The 12,500-nt window shown below is 56.8% G+C and carries 26 protein-coding genes and 1 pseudogene; all 27 read right to left on the bottom strand.

Going from position 1 to position 12,500, the window contains the following annotated elements; genetic code table 11:
• Position 1: 1 nt before the first annotated feature.
• The 27 genes and pseudogenes from rpsD to rpsJ all read right to left on the bottom strand — a co-directional run bounded on the left by rpsD (position 2) and on the right by rpsJ (position 12,494).
• Positions 2–622, bottom strand: coding sequence for a 30S ribosomal protein S4 (gene rpsD, locus U6115_RS21480; RefSeq protein WP_043579407.1), 621 nt, complete (start codon positions 620–622; stop codon positions 2–4).
• Positions 623–640: 18 nt separating this feature from the next.
• Positions 641–1,036: a 30S ribosomal protein S11 gene (gene rpsK, locus U6115_RS21485; RefSeq protein ID WP_011137709.1), complete on the bottom strand. Its 396-nt coding sequence runs from the start codon at positions 1,034–1,036 to the stop codon at positions 641–643.
• 18 nt (positions 1,037–1,054) lie between these two features.
• A complete protein-coding gene (rpsM, locus tag U6115_RS21490) occupies positions 1,055–1,417 on the bottom strand; it encodes a 30S ribosomal protein S13 (protein ID WP_043579405.1) in 363 nt (120 codons plus the stop codon).
• A gap of 70 nt (positions 1,418–1,487) precedes the next feature.
• Positions 1,488–1,601, bottom strand: coding sequence for a 50S ribosomal protein L36 (gene rpmJ, locus U6115_RS21495; protein ID WP_011137711.1), 114 nt, complete (start codon positions 1,599–1,601; stop codon positions 1,488–1,490).
• A gap of 37 nt (positions 1,602–1,638) precedes the next feature.
• A pseudogene (locus U6115_RS21500) lies at positions 1,639–1,852 on the bottom strand (S1 domain-containing protein).
• A 17-nt stretch (positions 1,853–1,869) separates the two neighbouring features.
• Positions 1,870–3,189 carry a preprotein translocase subunit SecY gene (gene secY, locus U6115_RS21505; protein ID WP_043579403.1) on the bottom strand — a complete coding sequence of 440 codons (1,320 nt, stop codon included), beginning with the start codon at positions 3,187–3,189 and terminating at the stop codon, positions 1,870–1,872.
• A gap of 11 nt (positions 3,190–3,200) precedes the next feature.
• Positions 3,201–3,632, bottom strand: coding sequence for a 50S ribosomal protein L15 (gene rplO / locus U6115_RS21510; RefSeq protein WP_043579401.1), 432 nt, complete (start codon positions 3,630–3,632; stop codon positions 3,201–3,203).
• Positions 3,633–3,635: 3 nt separating this feature from the next.
• Positions 3,636–3,821 carry a 50S ribosomal protein L30 gene (rpmD, locus tag U6115_RS21515; protein ID WP_011137715.1) on the bottom strand — a complete coding sequence of 62 codons (186 nt, stop codon included), beginning with the start codon at positions 3,819–3,821 and terminating at the stop codon, positions 3,636–3,638.
• The gene (gene rpsE / locus U6115_RS21520; protein WP_043579400.1) at positions 3,814–4,332 is read right to left on the bottom strand and encodes a 30S ribosomal protein S5; all 519 of its coding nucleotides are present in this window, start codon (positions 4,330–4,332) and stop codon (positions 3,814–3,816) included. The genes rpmD and rpsE overlap by 8 nt, the downstream gene beginning before the upstream one ends.
• Positions 4,333–4,345: 13 nt before the next feature.
• A complete protein-coding gene (rplR, locus tag U6115_RS21525; RefSeq protein ID WP_043579398.1) occupies positions 4,346–4,699 on the bottom strand; it encodes a 50S ribosomal protein L18 in 354 nt (117 codons plus the stop codon).
• A gap of 13 nt (positions 4,700–4,712) precedes the next feature.
• Positions 4,713–5,246 (bottom strand): 50S ribosomal protein L6, encoded by a 534-nt coding sequence (rplF, locus tag U6115_RS21530; RefSeq protein ID WP_043579396.1) that lies wholly within the window; start codon positions 5,244–5,246, stop codon positions 4,713–4,715.
• A 9-nt stretch (positions 5,247–5,255) separates the two neighbouring features.
• Positions 5,256–5,651 carry a 30S ribosomal protein S8 gene (gene rpsH / locus U6115_RS21535; RefSeq protein WP_043579394.1) on the bottom strand — a complete coding sequence of 132 codons (396 nt, stop codon included), beginning with the start codon at positions 5,649–5,651 and terminating at the stop codon, positions 5,256–5,258.
• Between the two features lie 14 nt (positions 5,652–5,665).
• Positions 5,666–5,971, bottom strand: a complete 306-nt coding sequence (gene rpsN / locus U6115_RS21540) for a 30S ribosomal protein S14 (RefSeq protein WP_076098371.1) — start codon at positions 5,969–5,971, stop codon at positions 5,666–5,668.
• Positions 5,972–5,975: 4 nt separating this feature from the next.
• Positions 5,976–6,515 (bottom strand): 50S ribosomal protein L5, encoded by a 540-nt coding sequence (rplE, locus tag U6115_RS21545; protein ID WP_043579390.1) that lies wholly within the window; start codon positions 6,513–6,515, stop codon positions 5,976–5,978.
• Positions 6,516–6,524: 9 nt separating this feature from the next.
• Positions 6,525–6,839, bottom strand: a complete 315-nt coding sequence (gene rplX / locus U6115_RS21550; protein WP_043579388.1) for a 50S ribosomal protein L24 — start codon at positions 6,837–6,839, stop codon at positions 6,525–6,527.
• Positions 6,840–6,848: 9 nt separating this feature from the next.
• Positions 6,849–7,217, bottom strand: coding sequence for a 50S ribosomal protein L14 (gene rplN, locus U6115_RS21555; protein ID WP_043579386.1), 369 nt, complete (start codon positions 7,215–7,217; stop codon positions 6,849–6,851).
• A gap of 203 nt (positions 7,218–7,420) precedes the next feature.
• Entirely contained in the window at positions 7,421–7,684 is a 264-nt protein-coding gene (gene rpsQ, locus U6115_RS21560; RefSeq protein ID WP_011137724.1) for a 30S ribosomal protein S17, read from the bottom strand.
• 1 nt (position 7,685) lies between these two features.
• The gene (gene rpmC / locus U6115_RS21565; RefSeq protein ID WP_021478360.1) at positions 7,686–7,874 is read right to left on the bottom strand and encodes a 50S ribosomal protein L29; all 189 of its coding nucleotides are present in this window, start codon (positions 7,872–7,874) and stop codon (positions 7,686–7,688) included.
• The gene (gene rplP / locus U6115_RS21570; RefSeq protein WP_043579384.1) at positions 7,874–8,290 is read right to left on the bottom strand and encodes a 50S ribosomal protein L16; all 417 of its coding nucleotides are present in this window, start codon (positions 8,288–8,290) and stop codon (positions 7,874–7,876) included. The genes rpmC and rplP overlap by 1 nt, the downstream gene beginning before the upstream one ends.
• Positions 8,274–8,975, bottom strand: a complete 702-nt coding sequence (gene rpsC, locus U6115_RS21575; protein ID WP_043579382.1) for a 30S ribosomal protein S3 — start codon at positions 8,973–8,975, stop codon at positions 8,274–8,276. The genes rplP and rpsC overlap by 17 nt, the downstream gene beginning before the upstream one ends.
• A 10-nt stretch (positions 8,976–8,985) precedes the next feature.
• On the bottom strand, positions 8,986–9,315 hold the full coding sequence (gene rplV, locus U6115_RS21580) for a 50S ribosomal protein L22 (protein WP_021478358.1): 330 nt from the start codon (positions 9,313–9,315) through the stop codon (positions 8,986–8,988).
• Between the two features lie 9 nt (positions 9,316–9,324).
• The gene (gene rpsS, locus U6115_RS21585; RefSeq protein ID WP_011137729.1) at positions 9,325–9,603 is read right to left on the bottom strand and encodes a 30S ribosomal protein S19; all 279 of its coding nucleotides are present in this window, start codon (positions 9,601–9,603) and stop codon (positions 9,325–9,327) included.
• 6 nt (positions 9,604–9,609) lie between these two features.
• A complete protein-coding gene (gene rplB, locus U6115_RS21590; protein ID WP_076098370.1) occupies positions 9,610–10,443 on the bottom strand; it encodes a 50S ribosomal protein L2 in 834 nt (277 codons plus the stop codon).
• Between the two features lie 11 nt (positions 10,444–10,454).
• The gene (gene rplW, locus U6115_RS21595) at positions 10,455–10,763 is read right to left on the bottom strand and encodes a 50S ribosomal protein L23 (RefSeq protein ID WP_043579379.1); all 309 of its coding nucleotides are present in this window, start codon (positions 10,761–10,763) and stop codon (positions 10,455–10,457) included.
• The gene (gene rplD / locus U6115_RS21600) at positions 10,760–11,380 is read right to left on the bottom strand and encodes a 50S ribosomal protein L4 (RefSeq protein WP_043579378.1); all 621 of its coding nucleotides are present in this window, start codon (positions 11,378–11,380) and stop codon (positions 10,760–10,762) included. Before rplD ends, rplW begins: the two co-directional genes overlap by 4 nt.
• Entirely contained in the window at positions 11,380–12,024 is a 645-nt protein-coding gene (rplC, locus tag U6115_RS21605; RefSeq protein WP_043579376.1) for a 50S ribosomal protein L3, read from the bottom strand. The genes rplD and rplC overlap by 1 nt, the downstream gene beginning before the upstream one ends.
• Before the next feature lie 158 nt (positions 12,025–12,182).
• Complete coding sequence (rpsJ, locus tag U6115_RS21610) at positions 12,183–12,494, bottom strand: 30S ribosomal protein S10 (RefSeq protein WP_011137734.1); 312 nt, start codon at positions 12,492–12,494, stop codon at positions 12,183–12,185.
• Positions 12,495–12,500: the final 6 nt, after the last annotated feature.

Genomic DNA, 12,500 nt, shown 5'->3' on the forward strand with positions numbered 1-12,500 from the left:
ATTACTTGGAGTAGAATTCCACAACGAGTTGTTCGTTGATATCGCTAGACAGTTCGGAACGTTCCGGTGCGGATTTGAAGACGCCTTCCATTTTCTTGGAGTCAACCGACACCCAAGACGGGAAGCCGCCTTGCTCGGCCAGAGCCAGGCCTTCAGCGATACGGGCCTGCTTCTTGGCCTTTTCGCGGACGGACACTACGTCACCGGCTTTAACCTGGTAGGACGGAATGTTCACAACCTGGCCATTCACAACGATAGCCTTGTGGCTAACCAGCTGGCGCGCTTCGGCGCGAGTGGAGCCAAAGCCCATGCGATATACAACGTTGTCCAGGCGGGACTCAAGCAGCTTCAGCAGGTTTTCGCCCGTGGAGCCCTTGCGGCGCACAGCTTCCGCAAAGTAGTTGCGGAACTGACGCTCGAGTACGCCGTAGATGCGGCGGATTTTTTGCTTTTCGCGCAGCTGGACGCCGTAGTCGGACAGGCGACCGCGACGGGCGCCATGCTGACCAGGAGGGGTATCCAGCTTGCACTTGGAATCCAGTGCACGACGCGCGCTCTTCAGGAAAAGGTCGGTGCCTTCACGACGAGCGAGCTTGCACTTCGGGCCAATATAACGTGCCATGTTCTCACACTCTCCGAATTAGATACGACGTTTTTTGGGCGGACGGCAACCGTTGTGCGGTACCGGCGTCACGTCGGAGATGCTGGTGATCTTGAAGCCCAGCGAGTTGAGTGCGCGAACAGCGGATTCACGACCCGGGCCCGGGCCTTTAATACGAACTTCCAGGTTCTTCACACCGTATTCTTGGGCAACTTTACCAGCGTGCTCTGCAGCTACCTGAGCGGCAAAGGGTGTACTCTTGCGCGAGCCCTTAAAACCAGCGCCGCCAGAGGTAGCCCAAGACAGTGCATTGCCTTGACGGTCGGTGATAGTGATGATGGTGTTGTTGAACGAAGCGTGAACGTGCACGATACCTTCGCTAACAGACTTGCGCACTTTTTTACGTACACGGACAGCTGTGTTTGCTTTAGCCATTCTCTGTGTTCCTTAAGATTACTTCTTGCCGGCGATCGCCTTACGCGGTCCCTTGCGGGTACGAGCGTTAGTGCGAGTGCGCTGACCGCGGCACGGCAAGCCACGACGATGGCGCATGCCGCGGTAGCAGCCCATGTCCATCAGACGTTTGATGCTCATGGTGATTTCGCGGCGCAGGTCACCTTCAACGGTGAACTTCGCAACTTGATCACGCAGAGCTTCCATTTCAGCTTCAGTCAGATCCTTCACCTTGGTGGAGGGATTCACGCTGGCTGCAGCACAGATGTGCTGAGCGCGAGTCTGACCGACGCCGAAGATTGCCTGCAGGCCGATAACGGCATGCGCATGATTGGGGATGTTTACCCCTGCAATACGGGCCATACTCTTTCCTTAAGCCTTAAGACCTTGAAAAGTTTGCGATTGTATCACGCAAATCCAGGTCTAACAAATGTTAGCCTTGTTTTTGCTTGTGACGCGGGTCCGTGCAGATCACGCGTACTACGCGATTGCGACGAATGATTTTGCAATTACGGCAAATCTTCTTTACAGAAGGCTGTACTCGCATGTTCAGATCCTTTCAAATCCAAAAAAGAGCGAATGCGTTACTTCGCACGGAACACAATCCATGCCTGGGACGGATCGCGCGGGCTTCCCCGCGCCAGCCTTGTCGCCGGACAGGATGCGGATGCCAGGCATCCGCACCGTGCCGGAGATATGCCCCAGAACCACGTGTCCACTTTCGAACCGACCGGAAAATCGCGTGAAGCGAATCTACCAAACCGGGCCCGGAAACTGGATAGTGTCTTCCTTAGCCATGTAACCCAGTGTATGTGTCAGCGGGTGAGAGCGTTGCCTTTGAAGTTAGCCTTCTTCAACAAGCTCTCGTACTGATGCGACAACACATAGGACTGCACTTGCGCCATGAAGTCCATGGTTACCACCACCATGATCAGCAGCGACGTACCACCAAAGTAGAACGGCACGTGCCACTTCAAGATCAAGAACTCAGGCAGCAGGCAGACCAGCGTGATGTAGATCGCACCGATCAGCGTCAACCGCAGGATGATCTTCTCGATGTACCGAGAAGTCTGCTCACCCGGACGGATGCCGGGAATGAACGCCCCGCTCTTCTTCAGGTTATCCGCCGTTTCCTTCGGGCTGAATACCAGCGCCGTGTAGAAATAGCAGAAGAAGACGATCGCGGCGGCATACAGCAGCACATAGATCGGCTGACCCGGATGCAGCTTGTCAGCCACGCCCTTCAGCCACGACATATGTTCGCCCTGACCGAACCAACCAAGAATGGTGGCCGGGAACAGGATGATGCTCGACGCGAAGATCGGAGGGATCACGCCCGCCATGTTGAGTTTGAGCGGCAGATGCGTGCTCTGACCCTGCATGACGCGGTTGCCGACCTGACGCTTGGCATAGTTCACCAACACCTTGCGCTGGCCGCGCTCCGCAAACACCACCACGTAGGTGACGAGGATCACGCCGACGAACAGCGCGATGGCGACCAGAGCGTTCATCGCACCCAGGCTCGTTTGAGTCAGGGTTTTGCCGATGGCGCCCGGCACGCCCGAAGCGATACCTGCGCAGATGATCAGCGAGATACCGTTGCCGATGCCCCGCTCGGTGATTTGCTCGCCGAGCCACATCAGGAACATCGTTCCGGTGACCAGCGACACCACCGACGTCAGGTAAAACTCCCACTGAGCGGTCATCACCAGGTTGGGCTGCCTATACAACATTGCCGCGATGCCGAAACTTTGGAAAGTCGCGAGCAGCACGGTTGCATAGCGCGTGTACTGGGTTATTTTGCGACGTCCCGCATCACCTTCCTTCTTCAACTGCTTCAGGCTGGGCAATGCCTCGGCCGCAAGCTGCAGAATGATGGAGGCCGAGATGTACGGCGTGATGCCCAAGGCAAACACCGTGAACCTCGACAGGGCGCCGCCCGAGAACATGTTGAACATGTCGAGCAGGCCCGTCTGCGGTGTGTGGAACAACTTCGCTAGCTCGGCAGGGCTGACACCCGGCACCGGAATGTGCGCACCGATACGGTAAACGATCAATGCTCCAATCAGGAACCAGATTCGACGCTTCAGATCACCAAACTTATTGGCATTTGCCACTAGAGAAGTATTCGCCACAAATTTATGCCTTATTCAATGCTGCCGCCGGCAGCCTCGATGGCAGCGCGGGCGCCAGCGGTAACGCTGATACCACGCAGTTTGACCGCGCGCTCAACCTTACCGGACAGCACTACCTTGGCAACATGTGCCTGGGCAGATACCAGACCGGCTTGCTTGAGAGCCAGCAGATCGATTTCATCGACCGGCAGCAGGTTCAGTTCGGACAGGCGAACTTCGCAAACGAAGCGAGCCGTCAGCGACTTGAAGCCGCGCTTCGGCAGACGACGTTGCAGCGGCATTTGACCGCCTTCGAAGCCGACCTTGTGGAAACCACCAGCGCGGCTCTTCTGACCCTTGTGGCCGCGGCCGCAAGTCTTGCCCAGGCCGGAACCGATGCCACGGCCTACACGGCGCTTGGCATGCTTGGCGCCGACGCCCGGTTGTACGGTGTTCAGCAGCATCTCTTAGCCCTCGAATTTGAGCAGGTAGCTGATCTTGTTGATCATGCCACGGTTTTCAGGGGTATCGAGCACTTCAACAGTCTGGCGAATCTTCTTCAGACCCAGACCACGGGCGCAGGCCTTGTGAGACTCCAGGCGACCGATCAGGCTCTTTACCAGAGTGACCTTGACAGTCTTGGCGTTACTCATGACCCACCCCCAGGATGTCCTCGACGCTCAGGCCACGCTTGGCGGCGATTTGCGCCGGAGTGTTGATGTTGCTCAGGCCGTTCAGAGTTGCACGAACCACGTTGTACGGGTTGGTGGAACCATGAATCTTGGCCGAAACATTGTGAACACCCATTGCGTCGAAGATCGCGCGCATCGGGCCGCCGGCCTTCACGCCGGTACCTTCTTTAGCCGGCTGGATGAAGACGGTGGTAGCACCGTGCTTACCCACTACAGTGTGCTGCAGCGTGCCGTTTTTCAGCGGGATCTTGACCATGGTGTGGCGGGCTTGTTCCATTGCCTTTTGTACGGCAACCGGAACTTCCTTGGAACGGCCCTTACCCATGCCGATACCGCCATCGCCATCACCAACTACGGTCAGGGCAGAGAAAGCCATGATACGGCCGCCCTTGACCACTTTGGTGACGCGGTTGACGCTGATCATTTTCTCGACCAGACCGTCGCCGCGATCTTCCATTTCGTGCTTAGCCATTCTTCACTCCGAATTAGAATACGAGGCCGTGTTCGCGAGCGGCGTCAGCCAGTGCCTTCATGCGACCGTGGTATTTGAAACCGGAACGATCGAAAGCCACTTTCTCGATGCCAGCAGCCTTTGCCTTTTCGGCAATGCGCTTGCCGATCACGGCCGCAGCTGCCACGTTGCCGCCGTTGGAGAGTTCAGCGCGTACGTCGGCTTCCAGCGAGGAAGCGCTAGCCAGTACCTTGCTGCCGGTCTCGTCAACGATCTGGGCGTAAATGTGGCTGTTGGTGCGGTACACAGTGAGACGCACCATCTTGAGCTCCGCGATCCGGGCACGGGTTTTACGTGCGCGGCGGAGTCGAGCTTGTTTCTTGTCCATATCAGTGCCTCAGTTACTTCTTCTTGGTTTCTTTCAGAACCACAACTTCATCAGCGTAGCGAACGCCCTTGCCCTTGTACGGCTCGGGAGCGCGGTAAGCGCGGATTTCAGCTGCGATCTGGCCTACGAGCTGCTTGTTAGCGCCCTTAACCAGGATCTCGGTCTGAGTCGGGGTTTCCACTTTGATGCCTTCGGGCATCTTGTGGGCCACCGGGTGGGAGAAACCAAGAGACAGGTTCAGCGTGTCGCCTTGGGCTTGGGCACGATAGCCCACGCCTACCAGCTGCAGCTTCTTCTCGAAGCCCTTGGATACGCCGTTAACCATGTTGTTCAACAGGGCGCGCAGGGTGCCGGACATGGCACGTGCGAACTTGCTGTCGTTCTTGGCAGCGAAAGTCAGCTGGCCGTTGTCCAGCTTGATTTCAACTTCTTCGCACAGAGCGGTGCTCAGGGTGCCCAGGGCGCCCTTCACAGTCACTTCTGCAGCATTGAACTTAACTTCAACGCCAGCCGGAATGGCTACGGGATTCTTAGCTACGCGAGACATTTGACCCCCTTAAGCCACGACGCAGAGCAGCTCGCCACCGATGCCGGTGGAGCGTGCCTTACGGTCAGTCATGATGCCCTTGGAAGTGGACAGGATCGCCACGCCCAGACCATTCATGACCTTCGGGATTTCGGTGGAGCCCTTGTACACGCGCAGGCCAGGACGGGAAACGCGGTCGATGCGCTCAATCACCGGACGGCCAGCATAGTACTTGAGCTGGATATCGAGAACAGGCTTCTTGGCTTCGCCGGCAACGGCGAAGTCTTCGATGTAGCCTTCTTCTTTCAGCACCTGCGCCAGCGCAACCTTCAGCTTGGAAGACGGCATGGAAACAGCCACCTTGGAAGCGCGTTGGCCGTTGCGGATGCGGGTCAACATATCGGAAATAGGATCGTGCATGCTCATTTATGTGTCTCCTATTACCAGCTGGCCTTCACAACGCCCGGAATCTCGCCCTTCATGGCGATCTCACGCAGCTTGTTGCGACCCAAACCGAATTTGCGGAATACGCCACGCGGACGACCGGTGATGGCGCAGCGACGACGCTGGCGTACCGGGGAAGCATTGCGCGGCAGTTGCTGCAGTTGCAGGCGGGCGGCGAAACGCTCTTCTTCCGAGAGGCTCTGGTTGTTGATGGTGGCGATCAGGGCTTCACGCTTGGCGGAGAACTTCTCAGCCAGCTTGACGCGCTTTTCTTCACGGTTAATCAGTGCAAGTCGTGCCATGTGCTTAACCCTTGAACGGGAACTTGAACGCGGCCAGCAGTGCGCGGGCCTCTTCGTCAGTCTTCGCCGTAGTGGTGACAGTGATGTTCATACCACGCAGAGCATCGATCTTGTCGTACTCGATTTCCGGGAAGATGATCTGTTCTTTGACGCCCATGTTGTAGTTGCCGCGGCCGTCGAAGGACTTGGCGGATACACCACGGAAATCGCGAACGCGCGGCAGCGCGATGGTTACCAGGCGGTCCAGGAACTCGTACATGCGTTCGCGACGCAGAGTTACCTTGCAACCTACCGGGTAGTTGTCGCGGATCTTGAAGCCGGCGATGGACTTGCGAGCGGTGGTGACAACCGGCTTTTGACCGGCGATCTTTTCCATATCGCCCACGGCGAATTCCATTACCTTTTTATCGGCAACGGCTTCGCCCACGCCCATGTTCACGGTGATCTTCTCGATACGCGGAACTTGCATGATCGACTTGTAGCCGAACTGTTTCATCAGTTCCGGCACTACGCTGTCTTTGTAGAAATCGTAGAGACGTGCCATGTTTGCTCCTTAGGCGCCGATAACTTCGCCGCTGGACTTGAACACGCGTACCTTACGGCCGTCTTCAAGAACCTTGAAGCCCACGCGGTCAGCCTTTTGGCTTGCCGGATTGAAAATCGCGACGTTCGATGCGTCCACAGGCATGGTTTTTTCAACGATGCCGCCAGCCACGCCACGTACCGGATTCGGCTTCTGATGTTTCTTGGCGACGTTAACGCCTTCAACAACCAGCTTCTCATCCAGAACACGCAGGACGGTGCCGCGCTTACCCTTGTCTTTGCCGGTGATTACTACGACTTCATCACCTTTACGAATTTTGCGCATGTGACCTCCTTACAGCACTTCAGGAGCCAGCGAAACGATCTTCATGAAGCGTTCGGTACGCAGTTCACGCGTAACGGGCCCGAAGATACGAGTGCCGATCGGCTCAAGCTTGTTGTTGAGCAGAACAGCAGCGTTGCTGTCAAACTTGATCAAAGAGCCATCCGGACGGCGCACGCCTTTGGCAGTGCGAACCACGACCGCATTGTAGACGTCGCCTTTTTTGACGCGACCACGCGGAGCGGCATCCTTGATGCTCACCTTGATAATGTCACCTACGCTAGCATAGCGACGCTTGGAGCCACCCAACACCTTGATGCACATAACGTGACGCGCACCAGTGTTGTCAGCGACCTCAAGCATGGTCTGCATTTGGATCATTTGATGATTACCTTTCTAATCCAACTTTATCCGTCACTTTCACCTGCCGGTTTCTCGCATAAGAGCAAGACCAAACAGACGAAACGCCACAGACAACCTGTGGCGTGTCAAACGGCCAGTTTTGGACCCCGTAAGGGCGGAACTCTTGCAAAGTAGATGCAAGAGGTGGCCATTATACAGAGGACCGAAGTCCTCTGCAAGCTTTATACCTGGCGAGATTTCTCAACCAGGCCAGTTACCACCCACGACTTGGTCTTCGAGAGCGGACGGGACTCGCTGATGACTACCAGGTCGCCTGCCTTGAACTCGTTGTTCTCGTCGTGTGCGTGGAACTTCTTGGAGCGACGGATAATCTTGCCGTAGATCGGGTGCTTAACCTTGCGCTCGACCAGAACGGTTACAGTCTTATCCATCTTGTCGCTGACCACAACGCCGGTCAGCGTACGTACTACTTTGGTTTCGCTCATCTTAAACTGCCTTTTCTTTCAGAACGGTGCGAACGCGAGCGATGTCGCGACGCACTTTCTTCAGTTCAGAGGTCTTGGCGAGTTGCTGAGTAGCGTGCTGCATGCGCAGCGCAAACTGGGCCTTCAGCAGGCTCAGCAGTTCCACCTTCAGCTCATCAACAGTTTTGGCTTTCAGTTCGGACGCTTTCATTACTGACCTACCTGTTTGGTTACGAACACAGTGGCGATCGGCAACTTAGCTGCGGCCAGACGGAAAGCTTCGCGAGCGAGTTCCTCGGATACGCCATCCATTTCGTACAGCATCTTGCCAGGCTGAATTTCAGCCACGTAGTACTCCGGAGAGCCCTTACCCCCGCCCATACGGACTTCGGCAGGCTTGGAGGTGATCGGCTTGTCCGGGAAGATACGGATCCAGATGCGACCGCCACGTTTGATGTGACGGGTCATCGCGCGACGCGCAGCTTCGATCTGGCGCGCCGTCAAGCGACCGCGACCCATAGCCTTCAGACCGAAATCGCCAAAGCTCACCTTGTTGCCACGAGTGGCGATACCGGTGTTACGGCCTTTGTGCTGTTTGCGGTACTTGAGTCTAGTTGGCTGCAGCATTGCGGGCACCCTTTCTCATTTTCTTCTCGGGAGCTGCCGGCGCGGCCACAACTTGGCCCGGCTTCAGCTCGCCTTTGTATACCCATACCTTGATGCCGATGATACCGTAGGTGGTCTTGGCTTCCGAGGTAGCGTAATCCACGTCGGCGCGCAGGGTATGCAGCGGCACGCGGCCTTCGCGGTACCATTCGCTACGAGCGATGTCGATACCGTTCAGACGGCCGGACGACATGATCTTGATGCCTTCGGCACCCAGACGCATGGCGTTCTGCATGGCGCGCTTCATGGCGCGACGGAACATCACGCGCTTCTCCAGCTGGGAAGCGATGCCGTCGGCGATGATTTGCGCGTCCAGTTCCGGCTTGCGAACTTCTTCGATGTTCACGTGAACCGGGACGCCCAGGCGCTTTTGCAGTTCTTGCTTCAGAACTTCAATGTCTTCGCCCTTCTTACCGATCACAACACCCGGACGGGCGCTGTGAATGGTGATGCGGGCGGACTTGGCCGGACGCTCGATGGTGACGCGGCCAACCGAAGCATGACCCAGACGCTTCTTCAGGAATTCGCGAACTTCGATGTCCTGCTTCAGCATTTCCGGGAAGTTCTGCGAGGACGCGAACCACTTGGAAGACCAGTTTTTGTTAACGGCAAGACGGAATCCCGTCGGATGAATCTTCTGACCCATTTCTTACCCCTTAATTGCCAACGGTCAACGAGATGTGGCAGGTCTGCTTTTCGATGCGGTTGCCACGACCCTTAGCACGGGCAGTGAAACGCTTCAGACTAGCGCCCTTGTCAACGAAGATGCTGGTGACACGCAGGGTGTCGATGTCAGCGCCTTCGTTGTGCTCGGCGTTAGCGATTGCAGATTCCAGCACTTTCTTGATGATTACCGCGCCCTTCTTCGGGGAGAAGGCCAGGATATTCAGCGCCTGGGCTACGGATTGACCGCGGACCAGATCGGCCACCAGACGGCACTTTTGAGCCGACAGGCGAACACTTTTCAGATTTGCAGATACTCTCATCGCTTCACCTTACTTCTTCTTCGCCTTCTTATCGGCAGCATGGCCTTTGAAAGTGCGAGTCAGCGAGAATTCACCCAGTTTGTGGCCGACCATGTTTTCAGAAACATAGACGGGAACGTGAGTGCGACCGTTGTGTACAGCGATGGTCAAGCCAATGAAGTCCGGCAGGATGGTCGAACGACGGGACCAGGTCTTGATCGGACGCTTGTCGCTGGTTGCCCGTACCGCATCTACCTTTTTCAGGAGATGCAGGTCAACGAACGGGCCTTTTTTCTGCGAACGTGCCATTGTCAATTACCCTTTGTTGGAATAGCGACGGCGTACGATCATGTTGTCGGTACGCTTGTTGCGACGGGTACGGAAGCCCTTGGCCGGAGTGCCCCACGGGCTAACCGGTACGCGGCCTTCGCCAGTGCGGCCTTCACCACCACCGTGCGGGTGATCGATCGGGTTCATCGCCGTACCGCGAACGGTCGGGCGGATGCCGCGCCAACGAGTAGCACCTGCTTTACCCAGCTTGCGCAGGGAGTGCTCTTCATTACCCACTTCACCAACGGTCGCACGGCAATCGACGTGCACCAGGCGGATTTCGCCCGAGCGCAGACGCAGTTGAGCGTATACGCCTTCGCGAGCCAGCAGCATTGCGGAAGCACCAGCGGAGCGAACCATCTGGGCACCCTTGCCAGGTTGCAGTTCCACGCAGTGGATAGTGGTACCCACCGGGATGTTGCGGATCGGCAGGGTGTTGCCGGCCTTGATCGGGGCTTCCGAGCCGGACAGCAGCACGGCGCCAACCTTCACGCCGCGCGGCGCGATGATGTAGCGACGTTCGCCATCGGCGTAGCACAGGAGGGCGATGTGGGCAGTGCGGTTCGGATCGTATTCGATGCGTTCCACTTTTGCCGGGATGCCATCCTTGTTGCGACGGAAGTCGATCAGACGGTAGTGCTTCTTGTGACCGCCACCACGATGACGCGTGGTGATGTGGCCATTGTTGTTACGGCCGCCGGTCGAGTTTTTCTTCTCAACCAGGGCTGCGTGCGGAGCACCTTTGTACAGGTCAGGGTGTACTACCTTGACAACGGCACGGCGACCCGCGGAAGTCGGTTTTACCTTAACGATAGGCATGCTCTATCTCCTTACTCCGCCGCGGCCGGGGTAGCGGTCAGGTCGATTTCTTGACCTTCGACCAAGCTAACGTAGGCCTTTTTCCAGTCACTGCGACGACCGGTGGAACGGCCGAAACGCTTAACCTTGCCCTTGACGTTCACAGTGGAAACGCCTTCAACTTTTACGTTGAACAGCATTTCGACGGCCGCCTTGATTTCCGGCTTGGTTGCGTTGGTAGCAACACGGAACGCCATTTGCTGATGCTTCTCAGCGATCATGGTGCTCTTTTCGGAAACGATGGGAGCAAGGATTACTTGCAACAGACGTTCTTGGTTCATGCCCACTGCTCCTCCAGTTGCTTCACGGCGTCGCGGGTGATCACGGTCTTCTTGAAGCGCAGCAGGCTGTACGGGTCAGCTTGTTGAGCTTCGATAACCAGCACGTTCGGCAGGTTACGCGAAGAGAGATAGAGGTTTTCGTTCAGTTCACCAGTGATGAACAGAGCCTGTTCCAGACCCATCGGCTGAACAGTACCTACGAATTCCTTGGTCTTCGGGCTGGCTACATTCAGCTCGTCCACGATGATCAGGCGCTCGTCGCGCACCAGTTGCGACAGGATGGCCGCCATGCCGGCGCGGAACATCTTGCGGTTGACCTTCTGGGTGAAGTTCTCGTCCGGCTTGTTCGGGAAGGCACGGCCACCACCACGACGGTTCGGGGTGGAAGTCATACCGGCACGAGCGTTACCAGTGCCCTTCTGACGGAACGGCTTCTTGGTCGAGTGCTTCACTTCAGCACGAGTCAGCTGGGCACGATTGCCGCTGCGAGCGTTCGCCAGGAACGCGGTCACAACTTGGTGAACCAGAGCTTCGTTGTAGTCGCGGCCGAACAGGGAGTCGGACACTTGCAGGCTGCCAACAGCCTTGCCTTGGGTATTGATTACATTCAATTCCATCACGCACCCGCTTTCACGCTGGGACGCACGACTACGTCGCCGTTCTTGGCGCCCGGGACCGCGCCCTTGACCAGAATCAGCTGACGCTCGGCGTCGATACGAACGATCTCGAGGCACTGTACAGTGCTCTTGACGTTACCGTACTGACCGGCCATGCGCTTACCCGGGAATACACGGCCCGGATCCTGAGCCTGACCGATGGAACCCGGCGTATTGTGCGAACGCGAGTTACCGTGGGAAGCACGGTTGGAAGAGAAGTTGTGACGCTTGATCACGCCGGAGAAGCCCTTACCCTTGGAGGTGCCGGTTACATCAACCAGCTGGCCAACGGAGAGGGTTTCAACTGCGACTGCGTCGCCCAGCTTGAAGCTGGAAACAGCGTCGGCCGACAGAGCGAACTCCACCAGGACTTCGCCTGCCTCAACGCCAGCTTTGGCGAAGTGACCGGCTGCTGCCTTGTTGACGCGATTGGCTTTCTTGGAGCCAAAAGTAACCTGCACGGCGTTGTAGCCGTCGGTTTCTGCAGTTTTGATTTGCGTGACGCGGTTAGCGGACATGTCCAGCACAGTTACCGGGATGGTTGCGCCATCTTCGGCAAAAATGCGGGTCATGCCGACTTTGCGACCGACAAGACCTAAACTCATGTTTATTTCCTTTTTCAGGCGCCGATTGCGATTGACCGGCATAAAAAACACGACATAAAAAACAAAAACGGACTCGCCAAATTGGCGAGTCCGCTAATGTATCACAGAAAATTCAAGAATCGCAAGCACTTAGCTCGCAAACCCTTGAACTTAAGCGATTACTGCAGCTTGATTTCCACATCCACACCGGCCGGCAGGTCGAGCTTCATCAGAGCATCAACAGTCTTGTCGGTCGGATCTACGATGTCCATCAGGCGCAGGTGAGTGCGGATTTCCAGCTGGTCGCGGGAAGTCTTGTTCACGTGCGGCGAACGCAGAACGTTGAAACGCTCGATCTTGGTCGGCAGCGGAACCGGACCCTTGACCACGGCGCCGGTGCGCTTGGCGGTTTCAACGATTTCCTGGGCGGAACGGTCGATCAGGTTGTAATCGAACGCCTTCAGACGGATGCGGATTTTTTGGCTAGACATGAAAAT

The organism is Chromobacterium subtsugae, assembly GCF_035919665.1.
In the GTDB taxonomy this organism is placed as follows: Bacteria; Pseudomonadota; Gammaproteobacteria; order Burkholderiales; family Chromobacteriaceae; genus Chromobacterium; species Chromobacterium subtsugae.

Bases quoted from the DNA above. Each gene is read 5' to 3' on its own strand.
- rplD (WP_043579378.1), bottom strand. From the start codon at position 11,380: ATGGAATTGAATGTAATCAATACCCAAGGCAAGGCTGTTGGCAGCCTG.
- rplW (WP_043579379.1), bottom strand. From the start codon at position 10,763: ATGAACCAAGAACGTCTGTTGCAAGTAATCCTTGCTCCCATCGTTTCC.
- rpmD (WP_011137715.1), bottom strand. From the start codon at position 3,821: ATGAGTAACGCCAAGACTGTCAAGGTCACTCTGGTAAAGAGCCTGATC.
- rpsH (WP_043579394.1), bottom strand. From the start codon at position 5,651: ATGAGCATGCACGATCCTATTTCCGATATGTTGACCCGCATCCGCAAC.
- rplR (WP_043579398.1), bottom strand. From the start codon at position 4,699: ATGGACAAGAAACAAGCTCGACTCCGCCGCGCACGTAAAACCCGTGCC.
- rplO (WP_043579401.1), bottom strand. From the start codon at position 3,632: ATGCTGCTGAACACCGTACAACCGGGCGTCGGCGCCAAGCATGCCAAG.
- rpsD (WP_043579407.1), bottom strand. From the start codon at position 622: ATGGCACGTTATATTGGCCCGAAGTGCAAGCTCGCTCGTCGTGAAGGC.
- rpsE (WP_043579400.1), bottom strand. From the start codon at position 4,332: ATGGCTAAGCACGAAATGGAAGATCGCGGCGACGGTCTGGTCGAGAAA.
- rplC (WP_043579376.1), bottom strand. From the start codon at position 12,024: ATGAGTTTAGGTCTTGTCGGTCGCAAAGTCGGCATGACCCGCATTTTT.
- rpsJ (WP_011137734.1), bottom strand. From the start codon at position 12,494: ATGTCTAGCCAAAAAATCCGCATCCGTCTGAAGGCGTTCGATTACAAC.
- rpsM (WP_043579405.1), bottom strand. From the start codon at position 1,417: ATGGCCCGTATTGCAGGGGTAAACATCCCCAATCATGCGCATGCCGTT.
- rplX (WP_043579388.1), bottom strand. From the start codon at position 6,839: ATGCGCAAAATTCGTAAAGGTGATGAAGTCGTAGTAATCACCGGCAAA.
- rpsS (WP_011137729.1), bottom strand. From the start codon at position 9,603: ATGGCACGTTCGCAGAAAAAAGGCCCGTTCGTTGACCTGCATCTCCTG.
- rpsN (WP_076098371.1), bottom strand. From the start codon at position 5,971: ATGGCACGACTTGCACTGATTAACCGTGAAGAAAAGCGCGTCAAGCTG.
- rpsC (WP_043579382.1), bottom strand. From the start codon at position 8,975: ATGGGTCAGAAGATTCATCCGACGGGATTCCGTCTTGCCGTTAACAAA.
- rplB (WP_076098370.1), bottom strand. From the start codon at position 10,443: ATGCCTATCGTTAAGGTAAAACCGACTTCCGCGGGTCGCCGTGCCGTT.
- rpmC (WP_021478360.1), bottom strand. From the start codon at position 7,874: ATGAAAGCGTCCGAACTGAAAGCCAAAACTGTTGATGAGCTGAAGGTG.
- rplP (WP_043579384.1), bottom strand. From the start codon at position 8,290: ATGCTGCAGCCAACTAGACTCAAGTACCGCAAACAGCACAAAGGCCGT.
- rplN (WP_043579386.1), bottom strand. From the start codon at position 7,217: ATGATCCAAATGCAGACCATGCTTGAGGTCGCTGACAACACTGGTGCG.
- rplF (WP_043579396.1), bottom strand. From the start codon at position 5,246: ATGTCTCGCGTAGCTAAGAATCCCGTAGCCATTCCGGCTGGCGTTGAA.
- rpmJ (WP_011137711.1), bottom strand. From the start codon at position 1,601: ATGCGAGTACAGCCTTCTGTAAAGAAGATTTGCCGTAATTGCAAAATC.
- rpsQ (WP_011137724.1), bottom strand. From the start codon at position 7,684: ATGAGCGAAACCAAAGTAGTACGTACGCTGACCGGCGTTGTGGTCAGC.
- rpsK (WP_011137709.1), bottom strand. From the start codon at position 1,036: ATGGCTAAAGCAAACACAGCTGTCCGTGTACGTAAAAAAGTGCGCAAG.
- rplE (WP_043579390.1), bottom strand. From the start codon at position 6,515: ATGGCACGTCTCTACGATTTCTACAAAGACAGCGTAGTGCCGGAACTG.
- rplV (WP_021478358.1), bottom strand. From the start codon at position 9,315: ATGAGAGTATCTGCAAATCTGAAAAGTGTTCGCCTGTCGGCTCAAAAG.